Source organism: Larkinella sp. VNQ87 (assembly GCF_049445795.1).
Taxonomy (GTDB): Bacteria; Bacteroidota; Bacteroidia; order Cytophagales; family Spirosomataceae; genus Larkinella.
Map to the genome: position 1 here is coordinate 432,109 of NZ_JBMSDT010000003.1, position 21,582 is coordinate 453,690.

A 21,582-nucleotide genomic window follows, 5' to 3' on the forward strand; every position below is an offset into this window, starting at 1 on the left:
TGGGGCCAGTCAAATCAAGCCTTAAAGATACTCAAAAAATGGCAATACTCTGGCGGTTTTATCCAGTTTGGCAAACCGCCGGGTAGGGGTGAAGGTGCGCGATAAAAAGGAAAAAGCCCGGAAACCCGGGCTTTTTCAGGAAGGTTCATCGCATTAATTATACCCGGGATTTTGCTTCAACTTCGGATTGAGCGAAATCTGGTCTTTCGGAATTGGGAACAACTCGCGGAATTTCTCCGAAGCCGGTTTGAAGCGCCAGGCTTTGGTGAACTGACCGAACCGGATCAAATCCTGACGACGGTGGTATTCCCAGGCCAGCTCACGGCCCCGCTCGGCCAGGATTTCATCCAGCGTCAGTTGGGCCGCCGTGTATTCCGGTACGCCCGCCCGCCGACGGATGATGTTGAAATCCGGCAGCGCATCGGCGGTTTTACCCAGCCGGAAGTTCGCTTCTCCGCGCATCAGGTACACATCGCCCAACCGGAAAACCACAAAGTCGTTGCTCTGGTCATTGGTCGTGTTATTCCGCTGAATTTCGTATTTCTGGCTCCGGGCACCGGCCAGACGACCCGCCGGACCGGCGGGCATTTCAAAGGCCGGAATTTCGGGCGTGATGACCATCGGGATGCCGTCGTCGTCCAGCGGTTTGCCGCTGGCGTCGTACTGCTGGCCTACAATCCACATCCGTTTCCGGCTGTCCTGATTCGAAAACGAATTGTAGAACTCTACCACCGTCGCAAAACCGTTCCAGGGTGCGGCCGGGAGGTTATAGGTTAGCTGGTGCTTGTAGTGCAGCGTCGCCATCTGGATGTTAAAACCGCCCCGTTTGGAGTTATCGAACGGTGTTGCCAGAATGATCTCGGGCGACGCTTGATTCTGCACTTTGAAGTTGTCCAATTGATCAGCCGTTAGCGAGAATTTGCCCGAACTGATGATGTTGGTGCAACGATCAACGGCTTTCTGCCACTGCGGAGTACCCGTGTAGACCTGGGCGTTGAGGTACATTTTCGCCAGAATCATGTCGACCACGTACTTGTTGAACCGGCCGTAATAGGCACCGCCCACGGTTTCGCTGAGTTGGGGATACACTTCCAGCAACTCCTTCTCGATCCAGGCATAGACATCCGCCCGGGATTTTTGGTCGGGTGTCGTGGCTCCGACCTGATCGGCAATGATCACATTACCAAACATGTCCATCGCCTTGTAATGGAAGAAAGCCCGCAACGCCCGTAACTCGGCTTTCAGGGCTTCGTCGGTGATGGAGCCCAACTGCTGGTTGATGGATGTGATGTTGTTATAACACCAGGTCCAGGGGCCGTTAAACTGGCCGTTGTCGGTCGTAGCATCCCAGGTGTGGGTGTACAGCCGCTTCCAGTTATCACCGTCTTTCCAGTCACCCCCGCGGGTCGGTACGATTTGCTCGTCCGTCACGGCATTCAGGTTGGTGCTGTTACCGTAGTAGTCGCCCAAACCGCTGTACAGCGGGCCGATCAGGGCGGCCTGTTGCTGGGACGTGTTTCCGAACTGATCCGTTGGAATAACGTCGTAGGTCGTTTCGGTCAGGTCGGTACAGGATTGCCCCGCGAGCAGTAGCCCCAGGCACCCGGCCAACACTTTTATGTTTGAATTGAATAGCATTGTAGTTGATAGTTAGTTGATTACGCCGGTCAGAAGGTCAGGTTAACACCCAACTGGAACGAACGGGTTTTCGGATAAATGTTGCTGAAGTCCATCCCGATATTGTTGGGAGCCTGGCTTTCGTTTTGCAAATCGGCCTTCACCTGAAGTTCCGGATCGACACCCTTATACTGCGTCAGCGTAAACAGGTTGTTACCGCCGATGTAAATCCGGGCCGCCGACAGGTACTTGCTCTTCGTCGGGACGTTGTAGCCAATTTGCCAGTTGTCCAGCCGGACATACGTACCATTTTCCAGCCAGTACGTCGACAACACGTTCGTACCGTATTCGTTCGGCAGGTCCGTTACGCCCTGCAACATGTTGGTTTCCAGGATGGAACCCGGAATCAGCAGGTTGGAGCGCAAGTTGTTCAGGATTTTATTGCCAAACGAACCGCGAAGCTGGAAGTTAAGGTCGAAACCTTTGTACGTAAATGTATTGATAAACGAACCCGTCAGGAACGGCTGCGGATTACCCTGTGCAACCGGATTGCCAGCCGCAATTCCGGCGGCAGCATCGGACTGGCTCACATCGGTTGTCGGCTGATCACCCGAACCCGGTTTCAACAGCGGTTTTCCGTCAGCGCCATAGCCTACAAACGTGGGCACGTTGTTGAACTCACCCAGCGGACGACCCGGCCACAGGTACGACGCAAACACATCTGACAGACCCCGACCACCAAAGGCATTGAAACGGATCAGACCCGAGTCGAAATCCTCGCTTTTCAGGTTGACGATGGTGTTTTTGTTGTAAGCACCTACGATACGCGAGTTCCAGGCGAAATCGCCTTTCTGGATGATGTCCCCGCCGAACGAGAGTTCGACACCCCGGTTCCGCATGGTTCCGACGTTGGCCCAGATGAAGTTGGTAAAGTAATTTACCCCATCCGCCGGTACCGAATACCGGTACAGCATGTCTTTGGTCGTTTTGTTATAATACTCAAGCGTTCCGGAGAAGCGACCGTTCAGCAATTGGAAATCGAGACCGACGTTCGAGGTCGTCAGTACCTCCCATTTCAGGTTCGGGTTGGCGTTTTGGGAAATACCGTAACCCGGCAGGAAGTCGCCTAGGCTACCATCGTAATAGGTTCCTTTCTGGCCGTACAACTGAAGTGATTGGTACGGTTTCAAACCTTCGGAGTTTCCGGTTTGTCCCCAGCCCAGCCGCAGTTTCAGGTAGTTCAGCGTCGTCGATTTCGGGAAGAAATCTTCGTTGGACAGCGTCCAGCCCGCACCCACTGACGGGAAAAGACCCCATTTGTTGTTGGCCCCGAACTTCGAGCTACCGTCGCGACGCAGCGTCGCGGTCAGGTTATACTTGTCGTTCATGTTCACCGTGGCCCGGCCGAAGAAAGATACCAGCGTGGTCCGGTTGCGGTAGGACGTCGCGTAGTTGGACGCGGGACTTACCAGCGTTCCAGAACCAAGGCCCAGGTTATCGTACGACAGCGAGCTGGTCAGGAACTGCGTGTTCCGGGCCTGAAAACCGTCATAAATGATGTCCTGGTACGAATAACCGCCCAACACCGAGAAGTTGCTGTTGTTTTGACCAAACTGCTTGGTATAGGTAGCCGTCAGTTCGAGCAGTTTGTTGTTGTTCTGATCCATTTTCCGGTACGCTTCGCCGTTGGTACCCTGGAACGCCTTGATATTGCGGTCGCGGGAACGGCTTTCGTCGGTGTTTTCGTTCTGGAAAGCCCCGTTCACGCCTAGTGTCAGTCCGTCGATGACTTCGTACCGCAGGTTAAGACCCCCAATCAGCAGGCGTTTCTGCTGATCGAATTTCTGGTTGTTCAGCATGGCGACCGGGTTGAACAAATCGAAGCTACCCCCCACTTCGTAATAACCGCCGATGTTGTTGGCTCCAGTGGGGTCAACCACCGGCAGCGTCGGCAGGAAGGTCACGGCGCGGGCAATGATACCGTCGTCGTTCAGTTTTGAATTCGTGTTGGTCACGGTTAAATTGTACTGGATGTTCAGCCGGTTGTCGAGGGCTTTCTGATCCAGGTTGATCCGGGCTGTCAACCGGTCGAAACCGGTATTTTTGATAATCCCATCGCGACCGATGTAGTTGACCGACCCCCGGTAGCTAAAGGCTGGTGAACCGCCCGAAATCGCCAGGTCGTGGTTGGTCGTGAAACCGGTTCTTGTAATCTCGTCTACCCAGTCGGTATCGTAATTACCCGCCGGAAAGCGAATCCGGTCGGAAGTCAGGGCCGAAGCGCCTTTGATCTTCGTAACCGCATCCCGGTATCCCTGCGCATCCAGCAGTTCCAGGCGACGTGAGATGGTTTCGACCCCGACGTAGTTGTTAAACGTTACCGTGGCCCGGCCGGATTTTCCGCGACGGGTCGTTACGATGATGACCCCGTTGGCGGCCCGTGAACCGTAAATGGCCGCAGCCGACGCATCTTTCAACACATCCATCGACTCGATATCGGTCGGCGAAACCGTCTGGATCGGGACGCCGATGACGCCGTCGACCACATAGAGCGGATCGCTTCCACCCGCCAGCGACGTATAGCCCCGCAAGCGGACCGTCGGAGCCTGGTTCGGGTCACCCGAAGGCAGCGTAATAACCAAACCGGCGACCTTCCCCTGGATGGCCTGCAACGGGTTCGGAACAATACCGGGGTTAAATTCTTTGGCTGTCACCTGCTGTACCGAGCCGGTCAGGTCTTTGCGTTTGGCCGTACCGTACCCCACGACAACCACCTCCTCCAGTGATTTGGTGTCCGATGTCAGGGAGGCATCCACAACGGAACGGTTTCCCACGGCAATTTCCTGGTTTTGCAACCCAATAAAGCTAAACACCAATGTTGCATTATCGGGCACGTTGCTGAGCGTATACTTCCCGTCGGCATCGGTCGTCGTACCACGCGTCGTTCCCTTGATTTGAACGGTAACACCCGGTAGACCTACTTTCTCTTCGGCTGATGTAACCGTCCCTGTTACGGTACGATCCTGAGCAAAGGCCTCGGACTGAGCCAGGCAAAAAATGAACGCAAGAGTCAAAAGAAGAGAGGGTAGTCCACCTTTCCGGCGGCTTTGGTAAGCCGCAGAATCGCCCGGACGGTTAACTCCCCTGCGTTCATGATTGAATCGGATAAAAGGATTCATCATAGGTTCACTAATTTGGATTGAATGGTTAGAAGAAAGTACTAGGATTCAGATTTAAGAATATGGCAACAAAACGTTTAGAGAGTCGCTGTGATAAACCAACAGTTAATCAATGTATTAACTGATTTTTGGGTCGAATAAATTTAGTTGTTCAGTGTATACGTTAGAATCTTCCTTACATTTTATAGAACATATTTTTGATCTGATTGAGCAAATTACAATAAATAATCTGTATAATACAATAATAGGGCAGGTAAAATTATTCTGGGAATTATTTTATTTACTAATTGTCAGAAAACGATTGGGCATATCGGAAATAAAAATACCACACGGTGGGGTAGAAGGGCGATAATATGCTGATACATCAGCCGGTTTTATGCGGGATGGATGCATGAAAACTTTTCCTGCGTAAATTGGATTATTTAAATATTAGAATTGTCGATCTCTTTCCCGGCTTCGGTCAGCATACCGGAAAAATTCGTACCTTTACGGGCAAAAACCGGTAAAATTCTGGCAGACCACCCACCCTTGGTTCTGATTGAGGCTATTATGATTAGTCAGGAGACGTTACAACAACTTGCTGCCCAGTTAGACGGTGAGTTTCATACGGATACTACGCACCGCACCTTATATGCTACCGATGCGTCGGCTTACCGGGAGATGCCACTGGCCGTGGCCGTTCCCAAGTCGCTCGGTGATCTGAAGAAACTGATTGCGTTTGCCCGGGAAAACCGCACATCGCTGATTCCCCGGACGGCCGGGACCTCGCTGGCCGGGCAGGTCGTCGGCAATGGGATCATTGTGGATGTATCGAAATACTTCACCAAAATCCTGGAATTGAATGAGCAGCAGCGTTGGGTGCGGGTGCAGCCGGGTGTGGTGCGCGATGAACTGAACCTGTTCCTGAAACCGTACGGTTTGTTTTTTGGGCCGGAAACCTCGACTGCCAACCGCGCTATGATCGGCGGAATGGTGGGGAATAACTCCTGCGGTTCCAACTCGGTCGTCTATCGGTCGACGCGGGAACATCTGCTGTCGGTGAAGGCTCTGCTGGCCGATGGGAGCGAAGCCGAATTTGGTCCCCTGCCTACCAGCCAATTCCATCAATTGATCAATACGGGCACACAGAAAAACGGTAGTGCTTCGTTGCTGGACAAAATTTACCTGAAAACCAACGAGATTCTGGCGAATCCGGCCAATCAGGCCGAAATTCGGCGGCAGTTTCCGAAACGAAGCATCGAACGGCGCAATACCGGCTACGCGCTGGACGAGCTGCTCGAAACCGAACCGTTTACCGAGGGCGCCGATCCGTTTAACTTCTGTAAACTGATTGCCGGTTCGGAGGGAACACTTTGTTTCCTGACCGAGATCAAACTGAACGTCGTGCCGCTGCCGCCGAAAGAACTTGGGTTGGTATGCGTGCATTTTCACGACGTAGACGAGTCGCTGCGGGCCAATCTGATTGCGCTCAACTACCAGCCCCGGGCCGTCGAGCTAATCGACCACTATATTCTGGAATGTACGAAAGACAACATCGAACAGCGCAAAAATCGCTTCTTCGTCCAGGGCGATCCGGGCGCTATTCTGGTGGTGGAACTGGGTGCCGACAACCGGGCCGAGATTGAACAGCGGGCGGCCAATATGGAAGCCGAAATGCGGGCGGCTGGTCTGGGCTACCACTTTCCGATTCTGTTCGGCGAGGACACCAAAAAAATCTGGACTCTCAGAAAAGCCGGTTTGGGGCTGCTGGCGAACCTGCCCGGCGACGCCAAAGCCGTCGCCGTAATTGAGGATACCGCCATCGATGTCCATGATTTGCCCGATTATATTCGCGAGTTCAACCAGATTCTGACCAAACACGGGATGTCGGCGGTGCATTACGCCCACGCGGGGTCGGGCGAGATTCACCTGCGGCCGATCATTAACCTGAAAACCGAGGAAGGCCACCAGCAATACCGGCTGATTGCCGAAGAAATTGCCCGGTTGGTCAAAAAATACGATGGTTCGCTCTCGGGCGAACACGGCGACGGGCGGCTGCGGGGTGAATTTATTCCGCTGATGGTGGGGCCAAAAAATTACGAACTGATGCGGGAACTCAAGCAGGCCTGGGACCCGTACGGTATTTTTAATCCCGGAAAAATCGTGGAAACGCCCCCGATGGACACGTTTCTGCGGTACGAAGCCGGGCAGCAAACGCCCGCGTTTAAGACGTTTTTCCGCTACCACGATCAGAACATCCTGCAACACGCCGAACAGTGCAACGGTTCCGGCGACTGCCGCAAAACGCATTTGTCGGGCGGCACGATGTGCCCGAGCTACATGGCAACCCGCAACGAGAAGGAAACCACGCGGGCGCGGGCCAACATTCTGCGCGAGATGCTGACGCTGTCGACGAAAGAAAACCGCTTCGATAATCACGAAATTAAGGAGGTTTACGACCTCTGCCTGGCCTGTAAAGGCTGCAAGGCCGAATGCCCGTCGAATGTCGATGTGGCGAAGTTGAAAATGGAGTTTTTGCAGCATTACCAGGATGCCAACGGCGTCCCGGTGCGTAGCCGGTTGATTGCCAACTTTGCGAGCCTGTCGGGCTTGGCGTCGGTGGTTCCGTGGGCGTACAACGCCGTGCTGGGCACCGAGTCGCTCCGGCGCGTTGCCAACCGCGTCATCGGTTTTCACCCCGACCGCACCATGCCGCTGCTGCAGTCGACGACCTTGCGGAAGTGGGCGAAGGGGCGCGGGGCAGAGGGCAGAGGGCAGAGGGCAGAGGGCATGGGGCGTGGGGGAGAGGGAGCGTCACCCTTTGCCACAAACCCTTTGCCCCATGCCCCGCGCCCTCTGCCCTCTGCCCAAAAAGTCTACCTGTTCTGCGACGAGTTCACCAACTTCAACGACGTGGAAGTGGGGCAGAAAGCGATTCTTTTGCTGGAAAGGCTCGGTTATGAGGTGATCCTTCCGGAGCACGGCGAAAGCGGGCGGGCGGCTTTGTCGAAGGGCTTGCTGCGGCAGGCTAAACGACTGGCGGAGAAGAACATCCGGATGTTGAAAGACCTGATTACGACCGAAACGCCGTTGGTGGGTATCGAGCCGTCGGCCATTCTGGCGTTCCGCGATGAGTACCCGGATCTGGTCGATGAGTCGCTGCTGCCCGACGCCCGGCGGATTGCCGAAAGCGCCCTGACGTTTGAAGAGTTTATGGCCCGTGAAATCGATAAGGAGGCGATTCCGAAAACCGCCTTTACGACCGAAAAACGCTTGATCAAACTGCACGGCCATTGCCAGCAGAAAGCCGTCTCGTCGCTGGTGCCGTCGAAGAAATTGCTGTCGTTGCCTGAAAACTATGAAGTCCACCTGATTCCGTCGGGCTGCTGCGGCATGGCCGGGTCGTTCGGCTACGAAGCAGAGCATTATGAAGTATCCATGAAAATCGGCGAACTGGTGTTGTTCCCGACGGTGCGTCAGCAGCCGGAGGAGGTGATCATTGCGGCCGCCGGAACCAGTTGCCGCCACCAGATCAAGGATGGTACCGGGCGCAAAGCCAAACACCCGGCCGAAATTCTCTACGAAGCGCTAGCCACCGACGCATGAAAAACCGACTGATGGGGTCGCTGGCGGGCGTCGGGCTACTGATCGTGGCCGGGCTGGCCCTGACCCACAACCTGCCGGGACGGTACGACGTCGTCTTTGGCGACGAAATGACCTACCTGGCTTCGGGGCTGGCCTACACCTTTCCACCTGATCCGTATTTGGCGCAATGGGGCTCGCTGTATGCCGCCTGGCTGTGGTTTCTGCACTTGTTTACGCCCGACACGCTCGACCTGTTTTACCTAAACTGGCGGCTTTTGATCATCCTGACGGGCGCGTTGCTGTTTTTGTACCTGTATCTGCGAAAGTCCGGTTTTTCCGTCAGCCTGTTTTGCGCGCTCTGTTTTCAGTTTTCAACGCTCAACGTACTGCTCGACCCGCGCATCTCGGCGTTTACGCTTTGCCTGATGCTGGCGGGTTTGTGCGTTATTCAGGCCCGGAGCTGGTCGGCGCGCAGTGTGCTGTTGATCACGGCGTTGACGTCCTTGTTCTGTGCCTACGTCCGGCCGGAGTTTTACGTCACGATGCTCATTGCACTGGGGCTGGCCCTCGGCACATTCCTGCTGCCAAAACTGCGGGGCAATTACCGTTCTGCCAGCGCCTGGTCGGGCCTTGTGGGTGTCATTGTCTGCATCGTAGTGATGCGGTTTTTGTTTGGTAACCCGCTGGCGCAGCGTGAACAGGGCAGCGACCGGAGCTTCGATGCTTTCGTGCAGCATTTCAGCATCAACTATAACACCTGGAATAACCGCCCGATCGACATTCCCATCATCCAACAGTTCGAGCTGATTGCCGCGGTGTTCGGACCGGAGGTGAAGTCCATGCGCGACGCGTTTCGAGTGCATCCGGACCTTGTACTCCGGCATTTCTGGATGAATATCACCAACACCACCAAAGCCGAATTTCGGGTGTTAGGTAGTCTTTTTTTCGAAACGCCGTTGAATCATCTCAACTCGCCGTACCGCAAATGGATTCTGGCGGCTTTGCTGGCCGGTATTGTTTTCGGGCTGATCGACTGGCGGGGAACTATCCGGCAACTGACTCGGAAAGGCATTCGGCTGACGGTCCGGGAACTGGCTTTCCTGATTCTGCTGCTGCCGTCGCTCGGGTCCGTGGTGCTGGTTTTTCCGCGAACGCATTACTTATATTTCCACGCGGTCGCCCTGGTGACCATCATCGCTTTTTTCCTGGGGCACATTAAGTTGCGCGTGATGCAATCGCCGGTTTGGCTCGGTACGCTGGCGAGTCTGATGATGGTTTGGGTGATCTACCAGGCTTCGCAGCAGCAAAAAGAAATCCGCCCGACGCCCGTGGCCGACAACATTCGGTTTATTCGTTCCCTGGAGCTCACTGGGCCGGTAACTTCGCTGGAGCGGGAGTGGTACCGGGTGTTTCTGTACGGTCGCGAACAAAAACCGCACTGGATTCAGGTCGAATTGTACCAACCAAATACCGACTTTGGTCGTTTTCTGGAGGAGAAGAAAGTGAACTTCATCCTGATGACCCGCGACATGCAACGGTATTTTGCACAGGATCGCGGTTTTGCCGCGTTTTTGCCTAAAGCTGAAGCGGGCGGTTTTGTGCGGCTGAAAGCACCGGAACCGAACGGCTATTTGCTGATTCGGCCGGAACTGTTGGCCAATCCGTCCGGCGTTACCTTGCGGTCGGACCCGTGAGATGGTGAAATTTTTGAAAGCGTTCCTGGCGGTTCTGATGGTGGTTACCTGGCTCGGAACCGCCGTATTGTTTTTTATGGCTCCCACCCGGTGGGGTAGAATTGCTATAATTGGTAGCGGAATTCTGATCAACATCCTGCTGGCAATTGGTCACAGTTGCCTCGGCCGACGACCGGCTACCTGGCGCGACTGGTTCAAAATGTAAGCCGAAAACAGGTAGGACAACCCGGTTTCAACGTTATATGAACAAGTACTACTAATCAACTTCATGAATAAACTGTTTTTGGGAATTAGCCTCGTTTGCGTACTTACGCAGGTTCGGGCACAATCGAAATACGATCCGCACGAGTTATTTCATCCGTTGTTCAACATGCAGCCAGGGAATGATTATCGGACAGGCAGTGGATCGCCCGGACCGCGCTACTGGCAAAACCGTGCCGATTATAAAATCAACGTCAGTCTGGACGAGGAGAATAATGTGTTGAGTGGTGATGTCGAAATTACGTACAAAAACAACAGTCCCGAAGCCCTGCCGTTTTTGTGGCTTCAACTGGATCAGAATGCCTTTGCCGACACATCACGGGCGGCCAAAACGACGCCGGTGCGTGGTGGTCGCTACGGAAATGCCGGTTTTGCGGGTGGGTACGCCATTCAGTCCGTAACGGTCGATCAGGGCAAAAACAAAGCCGCTGATTTTCTGGTGACCGACACCCGGATGCAGGTCCGGCTGGCCGAACCGCTCAAAACCGGGGGCGAAATCAAACTGAAAATCGAGTATTCGTTCAAGATACCGGCTTACGGCTCCGACCGGATGGGAACCTCGCAAACTCGCAATGGGCTGATTTACGAGATGGCGCAGTGGTATCCGCGCATGTGCGTATACGACGACATTGAGGGCTGGAACGTGTTGCCTTACCTGGGCGCGGGTGAGTTTTACCTCGAATACGGCGATTTTGAGTACGCCATCGATGTGCCCTGGAACCACCTAGTGGTCGGTTCCGGCGAATTGCTGAACCCGCAGGATGTCTTGACCGCCGAGCAGCAACGGCGGCTCGCGCAGGCCCGCACCAGCGATAAAACCGTGTTGCTCCGGGCCAAAGACGAAGTAAACGATCCGCAAAGCCGCCCGAAGCAGTCGGGTCGACTGACCTGGCGGTTTCGGTGCCAGAACGCCCGCGATGTGGCCTGGGCGACTTCGAAAGCCTTCGTCTGGGATGCGGCCCGCATTAACCTGCCGAGCGGCAAAAAGGCGCTGGCGATGTCGGCCTACCCGGTCGAAAGCGCGACCGACGACTCCTGGAACCGCTCAACGGAATACGTCAAAGGCTGCATTGAATTTTACTCGAACTACCTGTTTGAATACTCATATCCGGTTGCAACCAACGTGGCCGGGATTGTGGGCGGCATGGAATACCCGGGCATCGTGTTCTGCGACCGGCGCGACAAGAAAGATGCGCTCTGGGGCGTTACCGACCACGAATTCGGGCACAACTGGTTCCCGATGATTGTGGGCAATAACGAACGGAAGTTCGCCTGGATGGACGAAGGCTTCGATACGTTCATCAATATTTTATCCACCGAAAACTTCAACAAAGGTGAATACAACCGCCCGAAAGGTACGATGCACGACCTGGCTCCGGCCCTGTTCAACAACGACGAACCGATCATGACCACGCCCGACGTGCTGCAACCGCTTAGTTTGGGCATCATGGGCTACTACAAACCGGGGATGGGTCTGAAACTCCTGCGCGACGTGGTGCTGGGACCGAAGCGGTTCGATTATGCGTTCAAGACCTACGTAAACCGCTGGGCGTTCAAACACCCGACGCCGTACGACTTTTTCCGGACGATGGAAGACGCGGCCGGGGAAGACCTGGGCTGGTTCTGGCGCGGTTATTTCTACGAAACCTGGAAACTGGATCAGGCCGTGAAAGACGTGCGCTACGTCGAGCAGGACCCGCAAAAAGGCTCGGTGATTACCATCGAAAACCTGGAGAAATGGGCGATGCCCGTGATTATCGAGGTGGAAGAAGTAGGCGGTAAGAAAACGCGGGTCAACCTGCCGGTCGAGGTATGGCAGCGGGGCGGCACCTGGAGCTTCAAGCAGCCGACCACCGCGCCAATTCGGTCCGTCACCATCGATCCGGATGAACAACTTCCGGATATCAATCCGAAAAACAACACCTGGCGCAACAACGCCCCGTCGTCATCGACAGCAAACTAGAAAGCAATTATGAAGTATGAATGATGGATTATGAGTGGGCTACCGCAGCGCATTAATTCATAACTCATCATTCATAATCGCACGGGCGACCCCGTCATCATTCTTTTCACGCTTCAACGAGCATCGCGCCGAAGGAATAGCCGCCCCCGAATACCGTCAGCACAATTTTGTCGCCCTTTTGGAAGATCGACCGGTTTTCGGAGAGCGCGATGGCGCAGCCTGCGCAGCCGGTGTTGCCCAACTTTTGAATATTGGAAAGCAACTTGGATTCGGGCAGTTTCAGCGTGTTGATTACATTCATGCTGATCCGCAGGTTGGCCTGGTGCGGAATCAGGTAGGCCACATCGTCGATCGTCAGGTTGTGCTTTTCGAGCACCTGCATGCTCACCTTGGGCATGTACTGGCAGGCGTTGATGAACACATCGCGGCCGTGGGGCATACTCACGCCTTGTTCCAGCGGTTTCAACATCACGCCGGTGGTAGCTTTGCCACTGGTGGCGGCTCCACCCGTAATAATCGTGTGGATGGTCATGTCGCCGTCGCTGATTCGCTCTTTTGAAATCAGCAACGCCGAAGCGCCGTCTCCCCACAAATGACCCGAGATGGTATCGGTTTCGTTGTTATACGCCGTGTTGTGTTCCGAAACGACGACCACCGCCAGCGAGGCTTTGTTCATCGCAAAATACCCTTCGACCACTTCGATGGCGTTGATCAGGGAGGAGCAAGCCGTCGAGATGGAAACCACCGGAATGTCGGGAACGCCCAGGTTGTGCTGAACCACGTGAGCCAGGGTAACGATGGTATCGTATGGGGTGTAGGTGGCGCCGACGATCAGATCGATTTGGGAAGGAGCAAGGGTCGTTTGGTCGAACAGACGCCGGACGGCTTCCAGCGCCATGGTGTTTGTATTTTCGTCAGGAGCTGCTTTGCGTCGCTCGCGAATCCCGGTACGTTCGATAATCCATTCGCTCGATAATCCATTGAGCTTGGTAAAGTGTTCGTTACCAACTACTTCACTGGGCAGGTAGTGGCTAACTGCATGAATATACATCATACGAAATGAAAGAAAGGAACCACCCAAGTGGATTCCACACCGAAAATTAAGTATTTCCGGGAAAGCGTAGTATTGAAAATTGGAACAATACTACAAAATCTTTCTTTCTTTATGGGGTAAATGTCGTTACCTATTTTGCGGTGAAAACAAGGCGGATTCGCCTTCACATGATGCTATGGAAGCAAACCGACCGTCTGGTCATACATGTCCCGGAGCGGGAGCGTGAAATCGAGCGTCTGAATCGTTAGCGAATCCTCAATCTGCCCGGTTTCCTGCCGAAGTGTCCAGAAACCGTCCTCCGGTTTGAACCAGGCTTCGGCCCGGACCGCTTCTGAATCGATGAGAAGGTATTCCCGGAAAGACGGAAGCTGGCGATACAGCGCAAACTTCTCGCCCCGGTCGTAATTCTTGGTACTTTCCGATAAGACTTCAACAATAATCGTTGGATTCAGCAGCGTGTCGAAGGCGGCATCCAGCATTTGCGGCTCTCCGCAAACTACTACCAGATCGGGATACGTGTATAATCCGTTGGAAGGAATGTGAAGCCGCATGTCAGAGGAAAAACTCTGACAGCGTTTCCCTTTTAAATAAGAGCCAATTCCAATGGAAAGATTTTCCTTGATCCGGTTATGGTTCCGGGAGGCCCCGGCCGTCGCGAAGATTTCGCCCCGGAAATATTCGCTCTTGTGCGCGGCTTGGCGCTCAAGTTCCAGGTAAACTTCCGGGTTGTAGTAAGGTTTCGGTTGGGCAGACATAGTTTTGTTTTTGCAGAGGGCAGAGGGGTAAGGGCAGAGGGTGGCTGACGCGTTCTATTGTTGCGAAGCACCCTCTGCCCTTACCCCTCTGCCCAAACCCTTTAGTCAATCAACACCGCCCGGCCGCTTTGCACGTCGTTTTCAACGACTTTGTATTTGACATCCCGCTTGATGGTGCCGTCCATGTACTGAACGTTCACCTTCTCGTTGCGGTTGGCCACTTTCACCGCCCGAACCGGAGCTTGTTTCTCGGCCGTCGCCATCTTCCGGGCGTATTCCTGCGGACCACCGGCCACGGGCTCGTCGTGTTCCTCTTTGTTGGTATGCAGTTGGGGCTGCGGCTCCGGACGACGCTGGGGCGGAGCCTGCCGGACTTCCTGCTGCACCTCTTCGGCTTCCTGGCCCGGAATATCCGTTTTGGTCAGGAAACTGATCGTATCGAAATTGACTTTGCTCAAAAACCGCTTGAACAGTTCCACCGACTCGAACTTGTAGACCAGCAACGGATCTTTCTGTTCAAAAACCGCATTCTGCACCGACTGCTTCAGGTCGTCCATCTCGCGCAGGTGCTCTTTCCACTCCTGATCGATGACCGAGAGCGAGACGGCTTTTTCCATCTCCGTGATCAGCTCGCGGCCTTCGGTCTCGACGGTTTTGCGGAGGTTGGCCACCACCGTCAGTTCGCGGAGTCCGTCGGAGAACGGGACCACAATGTCCTGAATCGTCGCGCCCCGCTCGGCCAGGATGGCCTGCAAAATCGGCGCTGATTTTTCCCGGATGGCGTTGTTCTTCGCGTGATAATGCCGGTCGGCTTCTTCGTACAGCTTCTGCGTAAGGTCTTTCGGCTTCAGGCGGCCAAATTCGTCGCGGCTCAGGCTCAGTTCAAAACCGAGCGCCGTCAGCGTTTGCAGGGCCAGTTCGTCGTAATTGCCTTCCGAGTTGTTGACCAGGTCTTCGCAGACATCGTACATCGTGTTGGCGATGTCGAGCGCCAGCCGGTCGCCAAACAGGGCGTTTCGACGGCGTTTGTAGATGGCCTCGCGCTGGTAGTTCATCACGTCATCGTATTCGAGCAGTCGCTTCCGGATGCCGAAGTTGTTTTCTTCGACTTTCTTCTGCGCCCGTTCGATGGACTTCGTAATCATCGAGTGCTGAATCACTTCGCCTTCTTCCAGCCCCATCCGGTCCATGACTTTGGCAATCCGGTCGGAACCGAACAACCGCATCAGGCTGTCTTCCAGCGACACGAAGAACTGCGTCGTACCGGGGTCGCCCTGCCGACCCGACCGGCCGCGCAACTGGCGGTCGACGCGCCGGGATTCGTGCCGTTCCGTCCCGACGATGGCCAGACCTCCGGCCGCCTTCGATTCCGGCGTCAGCTTGATGTCGGTTCCCCGACCAGCCATGTTCGTCGCAATCGTCACCGTACCCGGTTTTCCGGCTTCGGCCACAATTTCGGCTTCCCGCTGGTGTTGCTTGGCGTTCAGAACCTGGTGCGCGATTTTACGCAGCGACAGCATCCGGCTGAGCAGTTCCGAGTTTTCGACCGAAGTCGTACCGACCAGCACCGGACGGCCTTTCTCGACCAGACTCACAATTTCGTCTACGACGGCGTTGTATTTCTCCCGTACTGAACGGTAGACTTTATCTTCTTCGTCTTTCCGAATGATGCTCCGGTTGGTCGGAATCACGACGACATCGAGTTTGTAGATCGTCCAGAACTCCGACGCTTCGGTTTCGGCCGTACCGGTCATCCCGGCCAGCTTGTGGTACATCCGGAAGTAGTTTTGCAGCGTCACCGTCGCGTAGGTCTGCGTGGCGTCTTCCACTTTCACGCCTTCTTTGGCTTCCACGGCCTGGTGCAAACCGTCGGACCACCGGCGGCCTTCCATGATCCGGCCCGTCTGCTCGTCAACAATCTTGATTTTGCCGTCCATGATGACGTAATCGACGTTGATCTCGAACAAGCAGTACGCTTTCAGCAACTGGTTGACGGTATTGATCCGTTGCGTTTTGACCGAGTAATCCCGGATCAGCGCTTCCTTGTGCAGAATTTTTTCTTTCTCGTCCAGCTCCGGATTTTTGTCGATCGCGTTCATGTCAATCGACAGGTCGGGCAGGATAAAGAAGTTGGGGTCTTCGCCGGAACCGGTGATGTAGTCGATTCCTTTTTCGGTCAGGTCGATGCTGTTGTGCCGCTCGTCGATCGTGAAATACAGCGGTTTGTCGGCTTCGGGCATCAGCTTCTGGTTCTCGGCCAGGTAAATAGCTTCGGTTTTCTGCATGATGGCCTTGATTCCGGTTTCACTGAGATACTTGATCAGCGGTTTGTATTTCGGCAACCCCCGATGGGCGCGGAAGAGGGCCAAACCGCCTTCTTTCTCGTCGCCAGCGGCAATTTTCTTCTTCGCTTCGTTCAGCAGGTCCTGCACGAGTTTCCGCTGTACTTCGGCCACGCGGGACACGCGCGGTTTCAGTTCGGCAAATTCCTGTTCATCACCGCGCGGCACGGGGCCGGAGATAATCAAGGGTGTCCGGGCGTCGTCGATCAACACGGAGTCGACCTCATCGACCATTGCGTAGTGATGCTTGCGTTGCACGAGTTCATCGACACCCCGCGCCATGTTGTCGCGCAGGTAGTCGAAACCGAATTCGTTGTTGGTTCCGTAGGTAATATCGGCCAGGTACGCCTGTTTACGCGAAAACGAGTTCGGCTGGTGTTTATCGATGCAATCGACGCGCAGGCCGTGGAACTCAAACAGCGGAGCCATCCATTCGGAGTCGCGTTTGGCCAGGTAGTCGTTGACCGTAACGATGTGTACACCACGTCCGGCCAGGGCGTTCAAATACGCCGGGAACGTTGCCACCAGCGTTTTCCCTTCCCCGGTGGCCATTTCCGAAATTTTTCCCTGGTGCAAAACCGTACCCCCGATGATCTGCACGTCGTAGTGGACCATGTCCCATTTGATCTGGGTTCCGGCCGCATCCCAGCTATTGGCCCAGTACGCTTTGTCGCCGGTGATGGTGATGTGCCTCTTACGGGCGGCTAGTTCGTGATCGAAGTCAGTGGCTGTCACTTCGAGTTGTTCGTTTTCCTTGAAGCGTTTGGCGGTTTCTTTCACGACGGCAAACGCCTGCGGGAGAATATCGAGCAAGACCACTTCCAGTTCCTTGTTCCGGTCGGCTTCGAGTTTATCCACCTGGTTGAAGATGCGTTGTTTGGCATCCACGTCCAGATCGGGTTGTTCGGCCACCTGCCGTTGGAGGTCGGCAAGCTGCATATCGATGGGTTGCAACCGCTGAGCGATGGTTTGCTTCAGTTCAGCCGTCACATGCCGGAGTTCGTCGTTGGAAAGAGACTGTAATTTTTGAAACTCCGCGTTCACCTTATCGACGTACGGAAGCAGGTCGCGCATGTCCCGGTCCGACTTGGTGCCGAAGAGCTTCGTAATGCCCTTGGTTATGAGGTTAATCATTCTAAAGTCAATTAAGCTTTAATAAAGTTCTGCAAAATTAGGGGTTTGTGCCATAGTATAGTAACATTTTCTGAATCAGTTTCATTGCGGCAGACCCGGAGATTTTGGATAAATGGCTCAAGGCCGGGAGAAAGTGTCGTCCGGGGGGATTTACCTTTCGCTAAATGCCACGAAAACTTAACGGTACATCTTCGTCCGGCTACCTAAAAAATAGGTATTTATGCATGACCACTTCCTGTTCGGAAGCGAACTCCTAAACAACTGATAACCAATTTTTTCCAAGTCTATGGAAACGTTCAACGTGTTACTCTGGAATGTCGAATGGATGAATGACCTGTTCGACGCCAACGGCAACTTCCGGCCGGATAATGCCGTTCCGCAACATGCCTCCGATGCGACCGTTCGCATCCGGCGGGATCACCTCTCGGGTGTCATCCGGGAAATCGACCCGGATTTGGTCATCGTCGTCGAAGGCCCCAACAGCGACCGGGAATTGAAACTCTTTTTCGATACCGATGTGCCCGGAACCTGGGTGACGAAACTACAACCGACGAAAGGATCGACCCAACTCGTCGGCTGTGCCATTCGCACGGATCGCGGCAAATTTGATGCCGCCAATCCGTTGAAGTTTTTCGACACCGTGAATCCGGACCAGTTTCCCGAATTTCAGCCTTTTGACATCGATACGGAAGACGACGGCGTAATCGAACGCTACCGCTTCGAACGCTCTCCGCTGTATGTCGAAGTCCGAACGGCGGGAGGCCAGGCAGTGCGTTTTTTAGGCCTGCACCTGAAAAGCAAAGGGATTTTCGATGCTTATGAGTGGAGCAAATGGTGGGAGGTAGCCGACGCCAACCGGCGGAAACTGCTGGCCCAGGCAACCCAGATTCGGCTGAAGTTTTTGAATAAGTACCTGACCGACGACACCACCAAAAACATCCCGTTGTTAGTATGTGGCGACATCAACGACGGCCCCGGCCTGGACGCTAGCGAGAAGCGTATTCTGGGCAGCGGCATCGAGCGGTTGATGGGCACGGTCTGGTCTCCGAATCTCTGCCTGGGCAATGCGCTGTTCGACCATTGCCTGAGTCCGGCTGATCAGAAGAATCTGCGGTTTGAAAAGATTTACACCACTTCGTTCCGCGACCCGATTTTCAACAACACCTGGCACAAAGAGTGGATCGACCACGTGCTGTATTCCCGAAACCGCCCGCAACCTTGGGTGACCAGTGCCCGCGTTTTTACGGAAATGCCCGACGGCCAGAAGATCTGGGATAAGTATAAACATGCCTCCGACCACATGCCGGTGCAGGTCGGGATTAGTTTGTGAGGCTAATAAAACAAAAAATACCTGGAAGAATAAGAAGATTTTGTAGGATTATACTACTTTGTCGTTTCATTCTTCCTACGCCCCTATGGCAACTTCGCGCCGAACCTTTCTGCACCATTCTGCCCAACTGGCGACCGGCCTGGGCTTAAGCACCGCGCTCCCCGCTGATCTGCTGGCCGATTCGAGTAAAACCGCCCCGTCCGACGAGGTGGTCGTCGGGCTGATTGGCTGCCACAGCATGGGCTGGGCCGACCTGACCTCCATGCTCAAACAGCCGGGCGTTCGCTGCGCGGCCTTGTGCGATGTTGACAGCAACGTATTGAACAAACGCGCCGGGGAATTGGAGAAAAACACCGGGAAAAAACCGGTTCTGTACAGCGATTTTCGAAAATTACTGGAAAACAAGGAAATCAATGCGGTGATTATCGGCACGCCTGACCACTGGCATTGCCTGCAAACCGTCCTGGCCTGCCAGGCCGGGAAGGACGTGTACGTCGAAAAACCGCTGGCAAATTCCATTGAGGAATGCAACCTGATGGTCGAAGCGGCCCGCAAACACAACCGCATCGTGCAGGTGGGGCAGTGGCAACGGAGCGGTCCGCACTGGAACGCGGCCCTGGATTTTGTGCGCTCCGGGAAGATTGGCCGCATCCGTTCCATCAAAACCTGGGCGTTTATGCCTTATGGGAAAATATTTCCGGCCAAACCCGATGAACCGGCTCCGGCGGGTGTCGATTACGATTTCTGGCTGGGTCCGGCCCCAAAACGACCGTTTAATCCGAACCGATTTCACGGCAGCTTTCGCTATTTCTGGGATTACGCCGGGGGACTGATGACCGACTGGGGGGCCCACATGATCGACATTGCGCTGGCGGGCATGAACGTGACGGCTCCTAAATCCGTCGTTGCGCTGGGCGGAAAATACGGTTTTCCGGATCACGCCAGCGAAACACCCGACACGATGCAGGTGGTGTATGACTACGGAAATTTTACGCTGCTCTGGGAGCAGTCGCTCGGCACCGGGCGCGGCCCGTTCGACCGGGAGCACGGGGTCGCTTTCATTGGTAACCTGGGTACGGTGGTGATCGACCGCTCCAAGTGGGAGTTGTTTCCGGAAGTGGAAGCGGGCAATTACCTCGTTCCGGCGCAGCCGCCGAAATTTGGGAGTGGCCGGGATCTGGATTTGCATACACTCAACTTTGTAACCTGTGTCCGAAACCGGCAGCGACCCAACTGCCCGGTTGAGGTGGGACGGGATGTAGCGCTGCACGCCCATCTGGGCAACATCGCTTACCGGACAGGGCAGAAACTTTTCTGGGACTCGGCCCAAAACCGGCTTGTGGATAACGAAGAAGCCAATCGTCTGGTGAAAGCGCATTACCACGGCACCTGGACGCTCCCGAAAGTGTAACGATCCGCTCATTTTTATCGCCGGAATGGTGACTTTCGGGACTTAAAAACTTCTAAAGTAAAATGTTTGTGCAAAAGAATATTGGTTAAAACTTATGAGAACCATAACAAGCCTGACGGCAGTCCTGCGAAACGTGGCATTGATAGCGGGGTGCGGATTCCTGGGAATTGGGTTTGCCGTAGCGCAATGCACCGTAAAAACTGCTAAGGATCAGACCGTTGATTTTCGTCTGACGTATGATAAAACCACCCAACGGATTACTGCCTGGTATATTCCGTCCGTATCGAGTACGCATCGGTTGGTAACCGGGCAATTCAGCATCCTGACACCCAACGGATTTACAATGCCCGAAGCCGGTTCGGGGCGGGATTCTAAACTGGAAATTACCAACATCAACGGATCCTGGCAGGATTTTGTGTTCGATAATGACTTGTTTACATCAAAAGCAATGTCTCCGCTGGCCGCGATGGAGGGCGTGGCGGTTCATCAGGTCGGGATGGCACCCCAAGCGGTTGAGGTCGGTGCCGTAACGGCGGGCGTTCCCGTTCCGTTGTTTTCTTTTCCGTCGACCGGGCAGGAGGGCGTTATCCGGATTGTGGAAAGTGGCGAGAAGATTCAGAAAGAAATTCTGAATAAGTTTGGCAGCAATATCAACAACGAAATTTCCATTCAATCGCCGGTTAAAGCGTTCGTCCGGGCCGAATCGCGCTATTGCAAAAACGATTCTCAGAATAGCATTGAATTTAAAAAACCGGGTTTGGTTGACCCGAACGCTGTCACAACGGCTCCGTCCAAAAGTACAATAGCCGGGCAAACCGTTGGTCTTTCGACCACCGATGAGGAAATCGGGAACGAGCAACTGTTGGTAACACCGAATCCGGCGACGACCGAACTGACGGTACGATACCAACTGCTGACGGCTGGCAACGCAGGCATCGATCTGGTGGATGCCCAGGGCCGCACCGTGCAAACACTGGTTCCGCGCAAACACCACGGCATTGGCACCTACCAACTCAAAATAACCTTGCAGGAGGTAGCCGCCGGGATGTATTTCTGTTCGCTCAAAGGCGAGGACGTGCAGAAAGCCGTGAAAGTAATGATCGCCAAGTAGTCAGAAAACAAGTGGACGTCAAAAGCCGGAGATCCGATGATTTCCGGCTTTTTTGTTTTTGGAAAAACCGGTTTTGGCCGGTAGCGTGTCCGTTTCCGAAAAACCGGGTGTCCGTATCTGGACACCTGACTGACGGCAAACCCCTCAAAATGAAACAAAACGCCACT

At 54.5% G+C, this 21,582-nt stretch carries 12 protein-coding genes; 7 read left to right on the forward strand and 5 right to left on the reverse strand.

Going from position 1 to position 21,582, the window contains the following annotated elements; all coding sequences use genetic code 11:
* Nucleotides 1-153: 153 nt before the first annotated feature.
* Both ACO2Q8_RS06950 and ACO2Q8_RS06955 read right to left on the reverse strand, forming a co-directional pair.
* A complete protein-coding gene (locus ACO2Q8_RS06950; RefSeq protein WP_423344055.1) occupies nt 154-1,638 on the reverse strand; it encodes a RagB/SusD family nutrient uptake outer membrane protein in 1,485 nt (494 codons plus the stop codon).
* A 29-nt stretch (nt 1,639-1,667) separates the two neighbouring features.
* Nucleotides 1,668-4,691, reverse strand: coding sequence for a SusC/RagA family TonB-linked outer membrane protein (locus ACO2Q8_RS06955; protein WP_423344056.1), 3,024 nt, complete (start codon nt 4,689-4,691; stop codon nt 1,668-1,670).
* Nucleotides 4,692-5,345: 654 nt separating this feature from the next.
* Between ACO2Q8_RS06955 and ACO2Q8_RS06960 the strand changes: the two genes are divergently transcribed.
* The 4 genes from ACO2Q8_RS06960 (at nt 5,346) to ACO2Q8_RS06975 (ending at nt 12,278) form a co-directional block, all read left to right on the forward strand.
* Nucleotides 5,346-8,381: an FAD-binding and (Fe-S)-binding domain-containing protein gene (locus tag ACO2Q8_RS06960; protein WP_423344057.1), complete on the forward strand. Its 3,036-nt coding sequence runs from the start codon at nt 5,346-5,348 to the stop codon at nt 8,379-8,381.
* A complete protein-coding gene (locus ACO2Q8_RS06965) occupies nt 8,378-10,054 on the forward strand; it encodes a hypothetical protein (RefSeq protein WP_423344058.1) in 1,677 nt (558 codons plus the stop codon). Before ACO2Q8_RS06960 ends, ACO2Q8_RS06965 begins: the two co-directional genes overlap by 4 nt.
* A 1-nt stretch (nt 10,055) precedes the next feature.
* The gene (locus ACO2Q8_RS06970) at nt 10,056-10,259 is read left to right on the forward strand and encodes a hypothetical protein (protein ID WP_423344059.1); all 204 of its coding nucleotides are present in this window, start codon (nt 10,056-10,058) and stop codon (nt 10,257-10,259) included.
* A gap of 63 nt (nt 10,260-10,322) precedes the next feature.
* Complete coding sequence (locus ACO2Q8_RS06975; protein WP_423344060.1) at nt 10,323-12,278, forward strand: M1 family metallopeptidase; 1,956 nt, start codon at nt 10,323-10,325, stop codon at nt 12,276-12,278.
* 106 nt (nt 12,279-12,384) lie between these two features.
* Here the strand turns inward: ACO2Q8_RS06975 and ACO2Q8_RS06980 are convergent, their stop codons facing one another.
* From ACO2Q8_RS06980 to secA, 3 genes are all read right to left on the reverse strand, one after another.
* Nucleotides 12,385-13,329: a 3-oxoacyl-ACP synthase III family protein gene (locus ACO2Q8_RS06980; protein ID WP_423344145.1), complete on the reverse strand. Its 945-nt coding sequence runs from the start codon at nt 13,327-13,329 to the stop codon at nt 12,385-12,387.
* 176 nt (nt 13,330-13,505) lie between these two features.
* Entirely contained in the window at nt 13,506-14,087 is a 582-nt protein-coding gene (locus tag ACO2Q8_RS06985) for a Uma2 family endonuclease (protein WP_423344061.1), read from the reverse strand.
* A gap of 101 nt (nt 14,088-14,188) precedes the next feature.
* Nucleotides 14,189-17,563 carry a preprotein translocase subunit SecA gene (gene secA / locus ACO2Q8_RS06990; RefSeq protein ID WP_423344062.1) on the reverse strand — a complete coding sequence of 1,125 codons (3,375 nt, stop codon included), beginning with the start codon at nt 17,561-17,563 and terminating at the stop codon, nt 14,189-14,191.
* 286 nt (nt 17,564-17,849) lie between these two features.
* Between secA and ACO2Q8_RS06995 the strand changes: the two genes are divergently transcribed.
* The 3 genes from ACO2Q8_RS06995 (at nt 17,850) to ACO2Q8_RS07005 (ending at nt 21,415) form a co-directional block, all read left to right on the forward strand.
* Nucleotides 17,850-18,893, forward strand: a complete 1,044-nt coding sequence (locus ACO2Q8_RS06995) for an endonuclease/exonuclease/phosphatase family protein (protein ID WP_423344063.1) — start codon at nt 17,850-17,852, stop codon at nt 18,891-18,893.
* An 85-nt stretch (nt 18,894-18,978) separates the two neighbouring features.
* Entirely contained in the window at nt 18,979-20,304 is a 1,326-nt protein-coding gene (locus ACO2Q8_RS07000; protein ID WP_423344064.1) for a Gfo/Idh/MocA family protein, read from the forward strand.
* Nucleotides 20,305-20,398: 94 nt separating this feature from the next.
* Nucleotides 20,399-21,415, forward strand: coding sequence for a T9SS type A sorting domain-containing protein (locus ACO2Q8_RS07005; RefSeq protein WP_423344065.1), 1,017 nt, complete (start codon nt 20,399-20,401; stop codon nt 21,413-21,415).
* The last annotated feature ends 167 nt before the right edge of the window (nt 21,416-21,582 follow it).

Bases quoted from the DNA above. Each gene is read 5' to 3' on its own strand.
- ACO2Q8_RS06980 (WP_423344145.1), bottom strand. From the start codon at position 13,329: ATGTATATTCATGCAGTTAGCCACTACCTGCCCAGTGAAGTAGTTGGT.
- ACO2Q8_RS06995 (WP_423344063.1), top strand. From the start codon at position 17,850: ATGGAAACGTTCAACGTGTTACTCTGGAATGTCGAATGGATGAATGAC.
- ACO2Q8_RS06970 (WP_423344059.1), top strand. From the start codon at position 10,056: ATGGTGAAATTTTTGAAAGCGTTCCTGGCGGTTCTGATGGTGGTTACC.
- ACO2Q8_RS06985 (WP_423344061.1), bottom strand. From the start codon at position 14,087: ATGTCTGCCCAACCGAAACCTTACTACAACCCGGAAGTTTACCTGGAA.
- secA (WP_423344062.1), bottom strand. From the start codon at position 17,563: ATGATTAACCTCATAACCAAGGGCATTACGAAGCTCTTCGGCACCAAG.
- ACO2Q8_RS07000 (WP_423344064.1), top strand. From the start codon at position 18,979: ATGGCAACTTCGCGCCGAACCTTTCTGCACCATTCTGCCCAACTGGCG.
- ACO2Q8_RS06975 (WP_423344060.1), top strand. From the start codon at position 10,323: ATGAATAAACTGTTTTTGGGAATTAGCCTCGTTTGCGTACTTACGCAG.
- ACO2Q8_RS06965 (WP_423344058.1), top strand. From the start codon at position 8,378: ATGAAAAACCGACTGATGGGGTCGCTGGCGGGCGTCGGGCTACTGATC.
- ACO2Q8_RS07005 (WP_423344065.1), top strand. From the start codon at position 20,399: ATGAGAACCATAACAAGCCTGACGGCAGTCCTGCGAAACGTGGCATTG.
- ACO2Q8_RS06950 (WP_423344055.1), bottom strand. From the start codon at position 1,638: ATGCTATTCAATTCAAACATAAAAGTGTTGGCCGGGTGCCTGGGGCTA.
- ACO2Q8_RS06960 (WP_423344057.1), top strand. From the start codon at position 5,346: ATGATTAGTCAGGAGACGTTACAACAACTTGCTGCCCAGTTAGACGGT.